Annotated in this window: 14 protein-coding genes; 6 read left to right on the plus strand and 8 right to left on the minus strand. The window is 70.8% G+C overall.

Going from position 1 to position 14159, the window contains the following annotated elements:
• The coding region (locus VFR90_RS07340) for an ABC transporter ATP-binding protein (protein ID WP_326405455.1) at window positions 1-613 on the minus strand (613 nt) is incomplete at its 3' end.
• Window positions 614-733: 120 nt separating this feature from the next.
• Here VFR90_RS07340 and VFR90_RS07345 point away from each other — a divergent pair.
• A complete protein-coding gene (locus tag VFR90_RS07345; protein WP_326405456.1) occupies window positions 734-1438 on the plus strand; it encodes a TetR/AcrR family transcriptional regulator in 705 nt (234 codons plus the stop codon).
• Between the two features lie 33 nt (window positions 1439-1471).
• Entirely contained in the window at window positions 1472-2248 is a 777-nt protein-coding gene (locus VFR90_RS07350) for a tetratricopeptide repeat protein (RefSeq protein ID WP_326405457.1), read from the plus strand.
• 3 nt (window positions 2249-2251) lie between these two features.
• Here VFR90_RS07350 and VFR90_RS07355 read toward each other — a convergent pair whose 3' ends face one another.
• Window positions 2252-2947, minus strand: a complete 696-nt coding sequence (locus VFR90_RS07355) for a hypothetical protein (protein WP_326405458.1) — start codon at window positions 2945-2947, stop codon at window positions 2252-2254.
• A gap of 38 nt (window positions 2948-2985) precedes the next feature.
• Window positions 2986-4410: a WS/DGAT/MGAT family O-acyltransferase gene (locus tag VFR90_RS07360; protein WP_326405482.1), complete on the minus strand. Its 1425-nt coding sequence runs from the start codon at window positions 4408-4410 to the stop codon at window positions 2986-2988.
• A 217-nt stretch (window positions 4411-4627) separates the two neighbouring features.
• On the opposite strand from VFR90_RS07360, the gene VFR90_RS07365 reads away from it, so the two are divergent.
• Complete coding sequence (locus tag VFR90_RS07365; protein WP_326405459.1) at window positions 4628-4882, plus strand: acyl-CoA-binding protein; 255 nt, start codon at window positions 4628-4630, stop codon at window positions 4880-4882.
• A gap of 104 nt (window positions 4883-4986) precedes the next feature.
• Here VFR90_RS07365 and VFR90_RS07370 read toward each other — a convergent pair whose 3' ends face one another.
• From VFR90_RS07370 to VFR90_RS07380, 3 genes are read right to left on the minus strand one after another with little or no spacing between them, the layout of a single operon-like run.
• On the minus strand, window positions 4987-5349 hold the full coding sequence (locus VFR90_RS07370; RefSeq protein WP_326405460.1) for a polyhydroxyalkanoic acid system family protein: 363 nt from the start codon (window positions 5347-5349) through the stop codon (window positions 4987-4989).
• A gap of 9 nt (window positions 5350-5358) precedes the next feature.
• Window positions 5359-6441, minus strand: coding sequence for an aminopeptidase (locus tag VFR90_RS07375; protein ID WP_326405461.1), 1083 nt, complete (start codon window positions 6439-6441; stop codon window positions 5359-5361).
• 7 nt (window positions 6442-6448) lie between these two features.
• The gene (locus tag VFR90_RS07380) at window positions 6449-8596 is read right to left on the minus strand and encodes a molybdopterin-containing oxidoreductase family protein (RefSeq protein WP_326405462.1); all 2148 of its coding nucleotides are present in this window, start codon (window positions 8594-8596) and stop codon (window positions 6449-6451) included.
• Between the two features lie 103 nt (window positions 8597-8699).
• Here VFR90_RS07380 and VFR90_RS07385 point away from each other — a divergent pair, with 103 nt between their 5' ends.
• From VFR90_RS07385 to VFR90_RS07395, 3 genes are all read left to right on the plus strand, one after another.
• Window positions 8700-9833 (plus strand): ABC transporter substrate-binding protein, encoded by a 1134-nt coding sequence (locus tag VFR90_RS07385; protein ID WP_326405463.1) that lies wholly within the window; start codon window positions 8700-8702, stop codon window positions 9831-9833.
• A 64-nt stretch (window positions 9834-9897) separates the two neighbouring features.
• The gene (locus tag VFR90_RS07390) at window positions 9898-11085 is read left to right on the plus strand and encodes a M20 aminoacylase family protein (protein ID WP_326405464.1); all 1188 of its coding nucleotides are present in this window, start codon (window positions 9898-9900) and stop codon (window positions 11083-11085) included.
• Between the two features lie 115 nt (window positions 11086-11200).
• Window positions 11201-11524 (plus strand): hypothetical protein, encoded by a 324-nt coding sequence (locus VFR90_RS07395; protein WP_326405465.1) that lies wholly within the window; start codon window positions 11201-11203, stop codon window positions 11522-11524.
• Between the two features lie 31 nt (window positions 11525-11555).
• On the opposite strand, the gene pgi is transcribed toward VFR90_RS07395, so the two are convergent.
• Both pgi and tal read right to left on the minus strand, forming a co-directional pair.
• Window positions 11556-13196, minus strand: a complete 1641-nt coding sequence (gene pgi / locus VFR90_RS07400) for a glucose-6-phosphate isomerase (protein WP_326405466.1) — start codon at window positions 13194-13196, stop codon at window positions 11556-11558.
• A complete protein-coding gene (gene tal / locus VFR90_RS07405) occupies window positions 13196-14149 on the minus strand; it encodes a transaldolase (protein ID WP_326405467.1) in 954 nt (317 codons plus the stop codon). The genes pgi and tal overlap by 1 nt, the downstream gene beginning before the upstream one ends.
• Window positions 14150-14159: the final 10 nt, after the last annotated feature.

The raw sequence follows: 14159 nt of genomic DNA on the forward strand, positions 1-14159 counted from the left end.
CCTCGAGGTAGTGGGTCGTGAGCAGCACGCTGTGTCCCTGCCGGTTCAGGCGGGCGATGAACTGCCAGAGCGTCTGGCGCAGTTCCACGTCGACGCCGGCGGTCGGCTCGTCCAGCACGATGACGGGTGGCCGGTGCACGAGCGCCTGCGCGACCAGCACGCGCCGCTTCATGCCGCCCGAGAGCTGGCGCATGTTCGCGTCGGCCTTGCTCACGAGGCCCAGGTTCGAGAGCAGCTCGTCGATCCAGGCGTCGTTGGCCTTCGCGTCCACCCGCGCGCCGAAATAGCCGCTCTGGATGCGCAGCGTCTCGCGCACGCTGAAGAAGGGGTCGAACACCAGCTCCTGCGGCACGACGCCGACCGCGCGGCGCGCCTGGGCGTAGTCGGCCACCACGTCGTGGCCCTGCACGGTGACACGCCCGCTCGTGGCGCGCGTGAGGCCCGCGAGGACGCTGATCAGCGTCGTCTTGCCCGCGCCGTTGGGCCCGAGCAGGCCGAAGAAGTCGCCGGGCTCGATGTCGAAGCTCACCCCGTCGAGCGCCTTCAGCGCGCCGCCCCCTCCGCGCCGGGCGGGATAGGTCTTGCAGACGGCTTCGAAGCGGACGGCGGGCATGGGGCGGCGGATTGTAGGAAGCCGAGCCGCGCCGCGCAGCGCCGGGCAAGCTCGCGTGGGTGGGCGCGGAAGCCGGTGCTAGATTGACCCGAACCCCACCGCCGGACCCGCCGCTGCGCCATGAGCTCCCGCTCCGTCAAGAAGGCGCCACGCCGCACTGCCGAGCGCATCCTCGAGACGACGCTGGCGCTGTTCAACCGGCACGGCGAGCCCAACGTCAGCACCACGCTGATCTCGGCGGAGCTGGGCATCAGCCCCGGCAACCTCTACTACCACTACCCGGCCAAGGACGAGCTGATCAACAGCCTGTTCGACCGCTACGAGGCCAGCCTCGGCGAGCTGCTGCGCGCCGCCGACGACGTGCGCCACGTCGAGGACGCCTGGCTGTTCTTCCACATGCTGTTCGAGCTGCTCTGGTCCTACCGCTTCCTTTACCGCGACCTCAACGACCTGCTCAGCAAGAACCGCCGGCTCGAGACGCACTTCCAGTTCGTGCTGAAGAACAAGCGCGCCGCGGTGCGTGCGGTGCTCGACGGCCTGGCCCGTGCGCGCGCCTTCGCTGGCGATGACGACAGCGCCGCCGCGCCGGCGCGGCTCAACGCCTATACCGCCGAGACGGTGTCGACGGCGATGGTCGTCGTGCTCACCTACTGGCTCAGCTACGAGTACGTGCGCGACCCGCGCCGCGCGCTCGAACCTGAAAGCGCCAACCGCGCGCTGCTGCGCGGTGCGCAGCACGTGCTGGGGCTGCTGCTGCCGTACCTCGAAGCCTCGCAGCGCGAGCATCTGCTGGGCCTCGTCGATCGCTACGGCGAAGCCGCCTGAGACTTTGCTTTCACCACGACGACAGGAGACGCCATGGCCGCCAAGTGGACCGCTTTCCCCTACGACGACACCGACTACGCCCTCGACGCCGCCGCGCTGAAGAAGCGCTGGACGCGGCTGCATGCCGGCGACGCCGAGCCCTGGCCAAAGGACGCCGCCGTCGTCGAGGCGTGGGCGCTGTTCCATGCGGGCGAGTTCAAGAAGGCGGTCGATGCGGGCCTGAAGGCCGGCGGCGACGGCCTCACCGTCGCGAACAAGGCGCAGGCGATCTATGCGAACTATCTGGAGAAAAGCGAGAAGGCGAAGCTCGAACTCTTCCTGGAAGTCGCGCAGCGCGCCGAGGCGCAGGCCGCCGCCGAGCCGACGAACCCCAACGCGCACTACCTGATGGCCTATGCACTGGGCCGCTACAGCCAGGGCATCAGCGTCGCGAAGGCGCTGGCGCAGGGCCTGGGCGGCAAGGTCAAGGGCGCGCTGGAAACCGCGATCCGGCTCGCGCCGAAGCACGCCGATGCGCACATCGCGCTCGGCGCCTTCCACGCCGAGGTGATCGACAAGGTCGGCAAGCTGCTCGGCAAGACGCAGGGCGCCGACGCCGCGACCGGCCTGAAGATGTTCCAGACCGCGCTGAAGCTGAACCCGGCCAGCGCGATCGCGCGCGTGGAGTACGCGAACGGCCTGGTGATGCTCGAAGGCGACAAGAAGATGAAGGAGGCCGAGCGGCTCTACGCCGAGGCGGCCGCCTGCGAGCCGGCCGACGCGATGGAGCGGCTCGACGTCGAGATGGCGAAGGCCGAGCTCGAGGACTGAAGCTCAGAGCCCGAGGCAGTTGCCGAGCCGGTAGAACAGCGTCGTGCGGTCGATTTCCTGGCCGGTCGGCTTCAGGCCCTCGAAGCTCAGCATCGCGAAGCCCTGGGCTACCGCCAGCTCAAAGGCGGGCCGGTAGCGCTCGCGCTGCGAATCGTCGAGCAGCACGACGCCGCGTTCGCTCAGGCAGCGGAACGCCTGCTCGACGCAATGCACGCGGTCGCGGCCGTCGACCACCACCACGTCGAAGCGACGCCCGGTGCGCAGGATGGTGCGGCAGTAGTCGCCGTCGATGTCCTGCGGCTGCTCGATCAGCTCGACGTTGGCGGCCAGCGTCGGCCGCAGTTGCGCGACCCAGCCCGGGTCGTACTCGACCGAGACCACGCTGCGCACCCGCTCGGCGTAGAAGCCGGTCGAGAAGCCGCTGCCGTACTCGAAGAGGTCGAGCTCGCCGTGCAGCCGCTCCTGCAGGAAGCGCACGACCGAGTAGTTCATCCAGGGCAGCGGGTTGCCGTGGGCGTCGACCGGCCGCTGCTCGGCCAGGCTGCGCAGCCAGCCGGTCTGGTGCAGGTAGGAGCTCTCGTCGTCGACCAGCACGCGGAGCACGCGGCGGTACAGCGCAAGCTTCGGGAAGGCCCGCTTGAGCAGCGGGCGCAGACCCGCGGGTCGGGACATCGGCATGGGCAGGGGCAGGGTCGTCATGCCGGCGCGCGAGGCAAGCCGCGCTCCCGCACGCGCCGCTAGCCGTCGTCGCCCCAGGGCAGCATCAGCACCGCGACGAGTAACTTTTCGAACTCGGGCTCGAAACCGGCGATGACGGCCCTCGGGTCCGGGCACAGCCCGGCGTCGGTGATCAGGCCGAACTGCACGCCACCGCCGTAGCTCAGGATCGACAACCCCATGCCGATGTCGCCCGACTGCGGCACCCAGAACATGGTCTGCTTGAGCGTCGCGCCGCAGAACGCCAGCGGCGTCGCCGGCCCCGGCACGTTGGTCATCACCGCGGTGGCCTTCTTCGCGAACAGGTTCAGCAGCGCGTGCTGCACCGGCTTGATCAGCAGCCCGGCGATCGCGAGCACGCCGAAGGCCAGCATCGGCTGGTAGCTGCCCTTCAGCTCGTTCATCCGCCGCTTGACCGCGTAGACGCGCTCGACCGGGTTCGCGATGCCGATCGGCAGCACCAGCGGCACCAGGCCGAAGCGGTTGCCGAGCTTCCAGGCCTGATCGAGGGGGCGCAGGTTGACCGGCACCATCGCGCGGATCTCCTGGCCGGTCACGTCGTCGCCGCGCCCGCGCAGGTAGGCACCGATCGCGCCGGCCGCGCAGCCGAGCAGCACGTCGTTGATCGAGCAGCCGAGCGCCTTGCCGACGACGCGCACGCGATCGAGCGCGATCGGCTCGCACCAGGCGACGCGCTTGCTGCCGAGCGGCTTGCCCTTGAAGCGCGTCGGCGAGTCGTCCGGCATCAAGGCGAGCGCGGCCACGTCCTTGACCACCTGCGCGCCGGCGAGCGCCATGTCGATCGAGCCGAACAGCTCCTGCGGCGGCTTGGCCAGCATCTCGATCGACTTGCTCACGCCCTGGCCCGAAAGGCCGATCGCCTTGATCGCTGCGGTGCTGATCGCTTCGAGCAGCGTGTCGGCGAGCCCCTCGCCTTCTTCGGCCTCGGCCTTCGCGCGGCGCTTGCGCGCGGGCGGCGGCTTGCCGCCGTCGGTGATCGACAGCATCACCGAGATGAGCGCGATGCCGTCGGCGATGCAGTGGTGGATGCGGGCGACCAGCGCGCTGCCGGGCCGGCCGTCGGCGCCTGGGTAGTCCTCGATCAAATGCATCTGCCACAGCGGGCGGTGCGGGTCGAGCGGCGTGGCGGCGAGCTCGGCGACGCGGGCTTCGAGGGCCTCGCGCCGCGCGAGCCGGCCGTCCGCCGGCAGCGTTTCGCGCACGACGTGGCGGGCGATGTCGAACCCGGCGTCGGCGACCCAGCTCGCGCCCATCGCATCCTCGACCACCTTCTGCTTGAAGCGCCGGTAGGCGAGCAGCCGCTCTTCGATGCGCGCGCACAGCGTCGCGTGATCGACGCCGGGTTCGAGCAGCCACACGCCGATGATCATCATCAGGTTCTGCGGCGTGTCCATGCGCAGCCAGGCGGTGTCCACCCGCGACATGCGCTCGGTGCCGGCCGGCAGGGTCGCGACGGTGGCGCCCGGCGAGGCGCCCGGCGCGGGCGGCGCGTCGGGCGATTCAAGGGTCGTCGGCAGGCTGGACATCATGGAGATCACCGAGGCGTCATGGCGGTTGGCGGGCGACCTTGCTCGCTAAGATCGACAGCGTCAATCGGAGCTTCACCAGCACCCGCGTCCCCTCACCGCAACAGGAGTCCCCATGGCCGATGTGAACACCGCCTTCGAGCATGCCGTCGCCGAGTCGAAGAACCTGCCGGAGAAGCCCGACAACATGACGCTGCTGAAGATCTACGCGCTCTACAAGCAGGCCACCACCGGCGACGTCGACGGCAAGCGGCCGGGCTTCACCGACATGGTCGGCCGCGCGAAGTGGGATGCCTGGAACGAGCTGAAGGGAACCGACGGCGAGACCGCCAAGCAGCAGTACATCGACCTGATCGAGAGCCTGAAATAGGGCCACCCCGTTGCGGCTTCGCCGCTCCCCTCGAGGGGCGCCGCTGGCGGACCGGCAGAGCCGGATCCGCGGCGGCTGCGCGAAGGGAATGAGACCCGCCGGCCTCAGCGCTTCTTGAGCGCCGTCGTCTTCGCCGCCGCCTTCTTCGTGACCGCCTTCTTCGCCGGCTTCGCGGCGCCCTTCGCGAGGATCGCGTCGAGGTTCTTCTCGATCTCGGACTCGATCTGGCCCTTGAAGGCGCCGAGCAGCAGGCCGAGCTTGGCGTCGAGCTCGAAGGTGTCGGCCGTGATGCGCAGCGTGCCCTTGACGCCGCTGCGCACGAAGTGCACCAGGTCTTCGGTGTCGCCCTCCTCGACCGTGCATTCCATCGCGAGCTTCTGCTCGACGTCTTCGGCCCATTGCCACGCGACTTCGCGGGCGCGCTTCAAGCCGAAGGCGTGGGGGCGGACGATGTGGATGTCGGGCATGGCGATGGTTCAGGGCTGCGTGGCGTGCAGGGGGGCGAGCGCGTCCAGTGTGGCCTTGCGTTCGGCGCGCGGCAAGGCGGCGAGGCGGCGCACTTCGGCGTAGAAGCGCGCGAAGTCGGCGCCTTCGCGCGCGAAGAGCGCCTCGAAGGCCGGCACGCCGTCGTTGTAGGCGCCCTGCATCGCGAGGCTCGCGTTGTTCGCGCGCGCGAACCAGCCGTCGTAGCCGGCGTAGCCCTGCCAGGGGCCTTGCTTCAGGCGTTCGTGCTCGGCGCGCAGCCCGTCGAAAACCGCCGCCTTCGCTTCGCGCTTGGCGGCATCGCCGGCCGTGCCGGCGTAGATCGCCTCGAGCTGCCGGCGCGCCGCGAGCGTGATGCGGCGGAAGTCCTGCCGCCGTGCATCGAAGCGTGCGTACTCGTCGCGCGCCGCCGCGCTCGCCCGGGTCGCGAGCCAGCGGCTGCCGCCCAGGCGCTCGACCGCGGTCGCGAAGCTTTCGTTGAACGAGGTGTCGTCCTCGGCATAGGCGACCTGGTGCGCGAGCTCATGGAAGATCATCCGCGCGAGCTCGCCTTCGGGGTAGCGGATGAAGGTGTTGAGCAGCGGGTCGGCGAAGAAGTCGAAGGGCAGCTTGCCGAGCGTCGAGTACGCCGGCACGCCGTAGACCGCGGCCTCGAGCCCGGCGGCGCGCAGCTCGCCGGCGTGCGCATCGGCCTCGGCACGGTCGAAATAGCCGCGGTAGCCGACGCAGCCCACGACCGGGAAGCACCAGGTCTTCAGTTGCAGCGACAACTCCGGCGCAGCGACCACGTTCCACACGACCGCGCTGCGGCCCAGGTCGGCGTAGCGGCGGTAGCTGGCGTTGTCGGGCAAGGCGAGCTCGTCGATCGCGAACTCGCGCATGCGCTGGGTGAGTTCGAGGCGCGCGCGCAGCTCGGGCGGCGTCGAGGCGTCGGCGAGCCAGGCGTCCACCGGCCGCGCCGCGCCCATCACGCCGAGGTGGCCGCCGATCGACTGCGCGTAGTACGCGAGGCTCGCGCAGCCGCTGGCGCATGCCGCGAACAGCAGCAGCACCGACAAGCCCGCCCTTCGGTGCATCACGCGCTCAAGCGAGCGGCCGCGGCGAATCCGGCTCTGCCCGGCCCGCAGCGGCATTCCCGCTGGACGGAGCGGCGAAGCTGGATCGGGGCTGGGCCTCGACCTCGACGAGGCAGTCGTAGAACGAGGGCGCCCGGCCGATGTCGGTGAGCCGCTGATGCGTCAGCTCGTTGACGTTGCGGCCGTCGAGCCCGAGCTTGCGCCACCAGATGCCCAGGCCGTTGACGACGCCCGGCCGCGCGCGCGTGGTGACGACCGCGCGGCTGACGAGGCTGCCACGGTCGTTGAAGGCGCGCACCCGCACGCCGTCGTCGATGCCGCGTGCCGCGGCGTCGTCGGGGTGGATCTCGATCACCGGCTCGCCTTCGATGTCGCGCAGGCTCTTCACGTTGACGAAGCTCGAGTTGAGGAAGTTGCGCGCGGGCGGCGAGATCATCGCGAGCGGAAAGCGCGCGGCGAGTTCCGGCGTGCTTTGCGGCGATTCGTGGTTCGGCACGAAGTCGGGCAGGCCGAAGCCGGGCGCGTCGATGCGGCAACGCCCGCTGGGCGTCGGGAAGCCGCCGTCGGCGAAGGGTGCATCGGGGATCGGCAGCGGCGCCCAGCCCCGCGCGCGCAGGGCGTCGAAGTCGATCGCGTCGCCGTAGGCCTGGCGTGCGAGCGCCTCGTCGTCGTCCGAGAAGCAGCGCTCGACGTAGCCCATGCGCGCGGCCAGGCGCCGGAAGATCTCGGCGTTCGGCAGCGCCTCGCCGAGCGGCGCGATCGCCGGTTCGTTGAACACCACCGAGGTGTGGCCGTAGGCGAAGTGGATGTCCAGGTGCTCCAGCTGGGTGGTCGCCGGCAGCACGATGTCGGCGAAGTCCGCGGTGTCGGTCAGGAAGTGCTCGAGCACCACGGTGAACAAGTCCTCGCGCGCGAAGCCGCGCACCACCTTGCCCGACTCCGGCGCGATCGCCACCGGATTGCTGTTGTAGACGACCAGCGCCTCGATCCTCGGCCCAAAGGCCGGCGACGCCTCGCGCAGCAGGTCGTCGCCGATGGTCGCCATGTTGATCGTGCGAGGCTGGCGCCCGGCGAGCAGTTCCGGCCGCTCGAGCGCCGCGCGCTGCACCGGGAACCAGCCGCTGGCCGACAACAGCAGGCCGCCCGCGCGATGCCGCCAGGCGCCGACGAGGCATGGCAGCGTCGCGATCAGCCGCGTCGCGTTGCCGCCGCCCTTCACCCGCTGCATGCCGTAGTTCAGGCGGATCGCGGCCGGCTTCGCCGTCGCGTAGTCGCGCGCCAGAGAGCGGATCTGCGCGGCATCGAGCCCGCAGACCTCGGCCGCGCGCTCGGGCGGCCAGCCGAGCGCCTTCTCGCGCAGCGCCGGCCAGCCTTCGGTGTGGCGCTCGATGTAGTCGTGATCGAGCGCGTCCGCGGCGATCAGCTCGTGCATCAGCGCGAGCGCGAGCGCGCCGTCGGTGCCGGGGCGCAGCTGCAGGTGCTCGTGGCACTTGTCGGCCGTCTCGGTGCGGCGCGGGTCGATGCACACCAGCTTCGCGCCGGCGCGCTTGGCCACCTGCGCGTAGGTCCAGAAGTGCAGGTTCGAGGCGATGCTGTTGCTGCCCCAGATCAGGATCAGCCGGCTCTCAGCGAAGTGCTCGACGTGCATGCCGACTTTCTTGCCATAGCTCGCCGCGAGCGCCTCGCCGCCGGCGGTGGAGCAGATCGTGCGATCGAGCCGCGAGGCGCCGAGCTTGTTGAAGAAGCGCGCGGCCATGCCTTCGCCTTGCACCAGCCCCATCGTGCCGGCGTAGCTGTAGGGCACGATCGCCTGCGGATCGCGCGCGGCGATCGCCGCGAGCCGCGACGCGATCGCATCCAGCGCCTCGTCCCAGCCGATGCGCTCGAAGCGGCCCGCGCCCTTGGCGCCGACGCGCCGGAGCGGATGCAGCACCCGCTCGGCGTGGTAGGTCCGCTCGGTGTAGCGCGAGACCTTGGTGCACAGCGCGCCGTGGGTCGTCGGATGCTCCGGGTCGCCTTGCACCTTGGTCGCGCGGCCGTCCTCCACGGTGATGCGCAGGGCGCAGGTGTCGGGGCAGTCGTGCGGGCAGGCGCCGCGCACCGTGCGCGCCGAAGGAAGCACGGCCGGTGCGGAAGCGACGAACTTCTGGCTCATATGAAATCCTCGACACGATCGCCGGCCGCATCCTGCCGCGACCCCGCCATGGAGTGTGCTGCGTCCCTAAGCTGGGCGCGTCGTGGGAAGCGAGGTGGCCGCCATGCAGCGCCGTCAATTCATGCGCCGTGTCGCTCGGGGTGCAGGCATCACCGCCGCATCGATCGCGCGGCCGCTGTTCGCGCAGGCCGACAAGCGCTTGCTGCTCGGGCAGTCGTGCGCCCTCACCGGGCCGGCCGGCGAGCTGGGCACGCAGTTCCAGCGCGGCGCGCGCCTCTACTTCGACCGGCTCAACCAGCGCGGCGGGTTCGGCGGCCGCACGATCGAGCTGCGCACCGTCGACGACGGCTACGAGCCCGACCGCTGCCAGGAAAACACCGACAAGCTGCTGCGCGCCGATGTCTTCGCGCTGTTCGGCTACGTCGGCACGCCCACCGGCCTGGCCGCGCTGCCGCTCGCCAGCGCCGCGCGTGTGCCCTTCTTCGCACCCTTCACCGGCGCGCAGGCGCTGCGCGATCCGTTCAACCGCTATGCCTTCCACGTGCGCGCTTCGTACTTCGACGAGACCGCCCGCATCGTCAACCAGCTGACCACGCTGGGCACCCGCAGGATCGCCGTCTTCCACCAGAACGACAGCTACGGCAAGGCGGGCCTCGAAGGCGTCAGCCGCGCGCTGAAGCCGAACGGCCTCGCGCCGATCGCGACCGCGACGGTCGAGCGCAATGCGGTCGAGGTCGCCGAGGCAGTGAAGACGCTGCTCGCGGCGGGGCCCGAGGCGATCGTGCAGATCAGTGCCTACAAGAGCTGCGCCGCCTTCATCCGTGCCGCGCGCGCCGCGGGCTACACGCGCAGCTTCTACAACGTCAGCTTCGTCGGCACGCAGGCGCTGAGCCGGGAGCTGGGCGCGGAGGCGCACGGCGTGATCGTGAGCCAGGTGATGCCGTATCCCTTCACGCCGGCCTCGGCGCTGGCGGCCGAGTACCTCGGCGCGGGCCAGGGCGTCACCGGCTTCGAACCGAACTACAGCAGCATCGAGGGCTATGTCGCGGCGAAGGTGTTCGCCGAAGGCCTCAAGCGCGCGAGCGGCGCCGGCCGCGAAGACCTGGTCAACGGCCTGGAGACGCTGCGCGATCACGACCTCGGCGGCTTCTTCGTGGACTTCAATCCGCGCAAGCACACGGGCTCGAGCTTCGCCGAGATGACGCTGCTCGACCGCGAGGGCCGCGTGCGCCGCTGACCGCACCGCCCGAAGCGCGGCGCTAGCATCGACGCCACCGGAAGCGTCGATGTCGGAGGCCCGCATGCAGTTGATCGAATCCATCCTTGCCGACAGCGCGGCGGTCGCCGCGATCCGCCGCGACCTGCACGCCCATCCCGAGCTGTGCTTCCAGGAGCAGCGCACCGCCGACGTGATCGCCAAGGCGCTCACCGACTGGGGCATCCCGATCCACCGCGGCCTGGGCACGACCGGTGTCGTGGGCATCGTGAAGAACGGCAGCTCCACGCGCGCGGTGGGCCTGCGCGCCGACATCGACGCGCTGCCGATCACCGAGCACAACAGCTTCGCGCACGCGAGCCGGCATGCCGGAAAGATGCACGCCTGCGGCCACGACGGCCACACCGCGATGCTGCTCGCCGCGGCCAAGCACCTCGCGAAGCACCGCCGCTTCGACGGCACCGTCTACCTCGTCTTCCAGCCGGCCGAGGAAGGCGGCGGCGGCGCGCGCGAAATGATCAAGGACGGCCTCTTCGAGCGCTTCCCGATGGAGGCGATGTTCGGCGCGCACAACTGGCCGGGGCTCGCGGTCGGCCAGTTCGCGGTGAAGGACGGCCCCTGCTTCGCGAGCAGCAACGAGTTCCGCATCGTGCTGCGCGGCAAGGGCGCGCATGCCGCGATGCCGCATCTGGGCATCGACCCGGTGCCGCTGGCCTGCCAGCTGGTGCAGGGCTTCCAGACGATCGTCACCCGCAACAAGCGACCGATCGACACCGGCGTGATCTCGGTGACGATGATCCACGCCGGCGAGGCCACCAACGTCGTGCCCGACGCCTGCGAGCTGCGCGGCACGGTGCGCACCTTCACGACCGAGGTGCTCGACCTGATCGAGCAGCGCATGAAGGCGATGACCGAGGCGACCTGCACGGCCTTCGGCGCGGCCTGCGAGTTCGAGTTCCGCCGCAACTATCCGCCGACGATCAACCACCCCGCCGAGACCGCGTTCGCACGCCGCGTGATGGCCGAGGTGGTCGGCGCCGAGAACGTCGTCGAGTTCGAGCCGACGATGGGTGCGGAGGATTTCAGCTACTTCCTGCAGAAGCTGCCCGGCTGCTACTTCGTGATCGGCAACGGTGACGGCGCGCACCGCGACGGCGGCCACGGCCTGGGGCCCTGCATGCTGCACAACCCGAGCTACGACTTCAACGACGAGCTGATCCCGCTGGGCGCGACGCTGTGGGTGCGCATCGCCGAGCGCTGGCTCGAAGGCTAGCCGCCGGCGGCCCGCATCGGCTTCGCGGCGACCCACATCGCTTCGCTGCGCGCGCGCCGCAGCGTGCCGGTGCGGATTCAATCGCTTCGACCCCCATCACCCGCCTGGAGTCAACATGCCACTTCCTCTTGTCGGCGCGCTCGGCGCCACGGTCGCCCGCGCCGCAGCGCAGGCGCTGACGCGTCCGGCCGTTCAGCAACTGGCGCAGCAGGGGCTGCCGAAGGTCATGGACTTCGCGGCGCAGAAGCTGGGGCAAGCCCCGACGCCGCGAACGGCCGACGAGACGGGCGAGGCCCCTGGCAGCCCGCGAAGCCTGGCCGGCGGCAAGGACATCGCAGGTACCGTGCTCGGCAGCATGCTCAATGCAACCGGCATCGGCGAGCGCTTGAAGGGCAGCGCGCCGAGCCCCTGGGGCAAAACGCCCAAGAACGGCGAATGAGCTCTGCGGGTGCAGCGCCCACCCGCGGGCGCTAGCCGCGCAGGCGCTGCATCAGGCCCGCGGTCGAGCCGTCGAGCCCGGTCGCGTCGCCCGAAGCGAAGCGCGGCAGCAGCGCGTTGCACAGGCTCTTGCCCAGCTCCACGCCCCACTGGTCGAAGCTGTTGATGCCCCACACCGCGCCGGCGGTGAAGACCCGGTGCTCATGCAGCGCGATCAGCGCGCCGAAGGACGCGGGGTCAAGCCGTTCGAGCACCAGCGTCGTGCTCGGCCGGTTGCCGGGAAAGCTGCGGTGGCGGGCGAGCACCTCGGCATCGATGCCGGGCGCCGCCGTCGGCACCCTCTCGCCGCGCGCCTCGGCGGCCGTCTTGCCGAGCATCAGCGCCTGAGACTGTGCGAGGCAGTTGGCGAGCAGCTTGACGTGCTGGTCTTCGAGCGCGGCGCGCAAGCCGGCGTCCAGCCGCGGTGACAGCAGCTCGTGGCTGGTGCGGCGCACGGCGATGAAGTCGACCGGCACCACGTCGGTCCCCTGGTGGAGCATCTGGAAGTAGGCGTGCTGACCGTTGCTGCCCGGCTCGCCCCAGACGACCGCGGAGGTCGCATAGGGCAGCGCCTCGCCGTCCAGATCGACCCGCTTGCCGTTGCTCTCCATCTCCAGCTGCTGCAAGAAGGCCGGCAGCCGCGCGAGGCCCTGGTGGTAAGGCGCGACGCTGCGCGTGGGCAGCCGGTGGAAGTTACGCAGCCACACGTCGGTAAGGCCGAGCAGCACCGGCAGGTTGCGCTCCAGCGGCGTGTCGCGGAAGTGCCGGTCCATCGCCCACGCGCCGGCCAGCAGTTCGCGAAAACGCGCGCTGCCGATCGAGATCGCGATCGGCAGCCCGATCGCCGACCACAGCGAATAGCGCCCGCCGACCCAGTCCCAGAAGCCGAAGCTGGTCTCGATGCCGAAGGCGCCCGCGGCCGCGACGTTGGTGGTGAGCGCGACGAAGTGGCGCGCGACGTCGGTGCCGCCGCCCGCTTCGAACCACAGCTTCGCGGCGAGCGCATTGGCCATCGTCTCCTGCGTCGTGAAGGTCTTCGACGCGACGATGAACAGCGTGCGCCGCGGATCCAGTCGCGGCAACAGCGCCGCGATGTCGTGGCCGTCGACGTTGGCGACGAAGTGCAGCGCGAGGGCCGGGGCGCCGTAGGCCGCGAGCGCCGGCACCGCGAGGCGCGGGCCGAGGTCGGAGCCGCCGATGCCGATGTGGACGATGTCCGTGATGCCGCTGGCGGCCGTGTCGCGCACGCGGTCGGCGAAGGCGAGCATCGCCTCGAGCGTCGCCTGCACCGCGTCGCCGTGCGGCAGGGCGCCGGCGGGCGCCCGCAGCGCGGCGTGCAGCACCTGCCGGCCTTCGGTAGCGTTGATCGGCGCGCCGGAGAACATCGCGTCGCGTCGCGCCTCGAGGCCGACTTCCCGCGCGAGTTGCAGCAGCAGCGCGAGCGTCGGCGCATCGAGCCACTGCTTGGACAGGTCCGCGAAGACATGCGGCGCTTCGAACGACAGCCGCTCGAAACGCCCGGGTTCCTGCGCGAAGGCGGTGCGCAGGTCGAAGCCGGCACCGGCGGCCGCGTGATGGCGGGCGAGCGCGGCCCAGGCCGGCGTGCGGTCGGCGCGCGTGGCGGCCCGCATCATCAAAGCGCCTCGATCATCTGGTCGAGCCGGGCGGCGTCGGCGGCGAAGGCGCGGATGCCTTCGGCCAGCTTCTCGGTGGCCATCGCGTCTTCGTTGAGCGCGTGGCGAAAGCTCGGCTCGCGGTAGCTGAGCGCCTTGGCATCGCAGCCGCGCGCTTCGCTCGCGTCGAGCGCGCGCACCAGCGGCGCTTCGCTGGCCTGCAATTGCGCGAGCAGCTCCGGCGCGATCGTCAGGAGGTCGCAGCCGGCCAGCGCGGTGATTTGGCCGAGGTTGCGGAAGCTCGCGCCCATCACCTCGGTCGCGATGCCGAACTTCTTGTAGTAGCGCCAGATCTGCGCGACCGACTGCACACCGGGGTCGTTCGCGCCCGAATGGGCAGCCTCGTCCCAGCCGGCGCCCGCCGCCTTCTTGTGCCAATCGTAGATGCGCCCGACGAAGGGTGAGATCAGCTTCACGCCCGCCTCGGCGCAGGCCACCGCCTGGCAGAACGCGAACAGCAGCGTCAGGTTGCAGTGGATGCCCTGACGCTCGAGCGCCTTCGCGGCCTGGATGCCTTCCCAGGTCGCGGCGATCTTGATCAGCACCCGCTCGCGATCGACGCCGGCCGACTCGTACAGCGCGACGATGTGCTGCGCGCGCGCGATGGTCGCGGCGGTGTCGAAACTCAGCCGCGCATCGACCTCGGTCGAGACGCGCCCCGGCACCACCGCGAGGATCTCGCGGCCGAAGCGCACCAGCACCTGGTCGACGATCGCCTCGAGCGTCTCGCCGCGGTGCGCGGCCACCACCTCGGCGAGCAGCGGCGCGTACTCCGCCTGCTTGACGGCCTTGAGGATCAGCGACGGGTTGGTCGTCGCGTCGCGCGGCGTGTACTGGGCGAGTTGCCGAAAGTCGCCGGTGTCGGCGACGACCGTGGTCATCGCCTTGAGTTGTTCGAGCTGATTCCTGGCCATGCCTTTCCCC

It is taken from the genome of Methylibium sp. (assembly GCF_035762065.1).
Classification (GTDB): domain Bacteria; phylum Pseudomonadota; class Gammaproteobacteria; order Burkholderiales; family Burkholderiaceae_C; genus Methylibium.

What these genes read in the sequence shown, in the direction of transcription:
- VFR90_RS07395 (WP_326405465.1), top strand. Translation starts at nt 11,201, where the DNA reads ATGCCACTTCCTCTTGTCGGCGCGCTCGGCGCCACGGTCGCCCGCGCC.
- VFR90_RS07355 (WP_326405458.1), bottom strand. Translation starts at nt 2,947, where the DNA reads ATGACGACCCTGCCCCTGCCCATGCCGATGTCCCGACCCGCGGGTCTG.
- VFR90_RS07380 (WP_326405462.1), bottom strand. Translation starts at nt 8,596, where the DNA reads ATGAGCCAGAAGTTCGTCGCTTCCGCACCGGCCGTGCTTCCTTCGGCG.
- VFR90_RS07365 (WP_326405459.1), top strand. Translation starts at nt 4,628, where the DNA reads ATGGCCGATGTGAACACCGCCTTCGAGCATGCCGTCGCCGAGTCGAAG.
- VFR90_RS07345 (WP_326405456.1), top strand. Translation starts at nt 734, where the DNA reads ATGAGCTCCCGCTCCGTCAAGAAGGCGCCACGCCGCACTGCCGAGCGC.
- tal (WP_326405467.1), bottom strand. Translation starts at nt 14,149, where the DNA reads ATGGCCAGGAATCAGCTCGAACAACTCAAGGCGATGACCACGGTCGTC.
- pgi (WP_326405466.1), bottom strand. Translation starts at nt 13,196, where the DNA reads ATGATGCGGGCCGCCACGCGCGCCGACCGCACGCCGGCCTGGGCCGCG.
- VFR90_RS07350 (WP_326405457.1), top strand. Translation starts at nt 1,472, where the DNA reads ATGGCCGCCAAGTGGACCGCTTTCCCCTACGACGACACCGACTACGCC.
- VFR90_RS07385 (WP_326405463.1), top strand. Translation starts at nt 8,700, where the DNA reads ATGCAGCGCCGTCAATTCATGCGCCGTGTCGCTCGGGGTGCAGGCATC.
- VFR90_RS07375 (WP_326405461.1), bottom strand. Translation starts at nt 6,441, where the DNA reads ATGCACCGAAGGGCGGGCTTGTCGGTGCTGCTGCTGTTCGCGGCATGC.
- VFR90_RS07370 (WP_326405460.1), bottom strand. Translation starts at nt 5,349, where the DNA reads ATGCCCGACATCCACATCGTCCGCCCCCACGCCTTCGGCTTGAAGCGC.
- VFR90_RS07360 (WP_326405482.1), bottom strand. Translation starts at nt 4,410, where the DNA reads ATGTCGCGGGTGGACACCGCCTGGCTGCGCATGGACACGCCGCAGAAC.
- VFR90_RS07390 (WP_326405464.1), top strand. Translation starts at nt 9,898, where the DNA reads ATGCAGTTGATCGAATCCATCCTTGCCGACAGCGCGGCGGTCGCCGCG.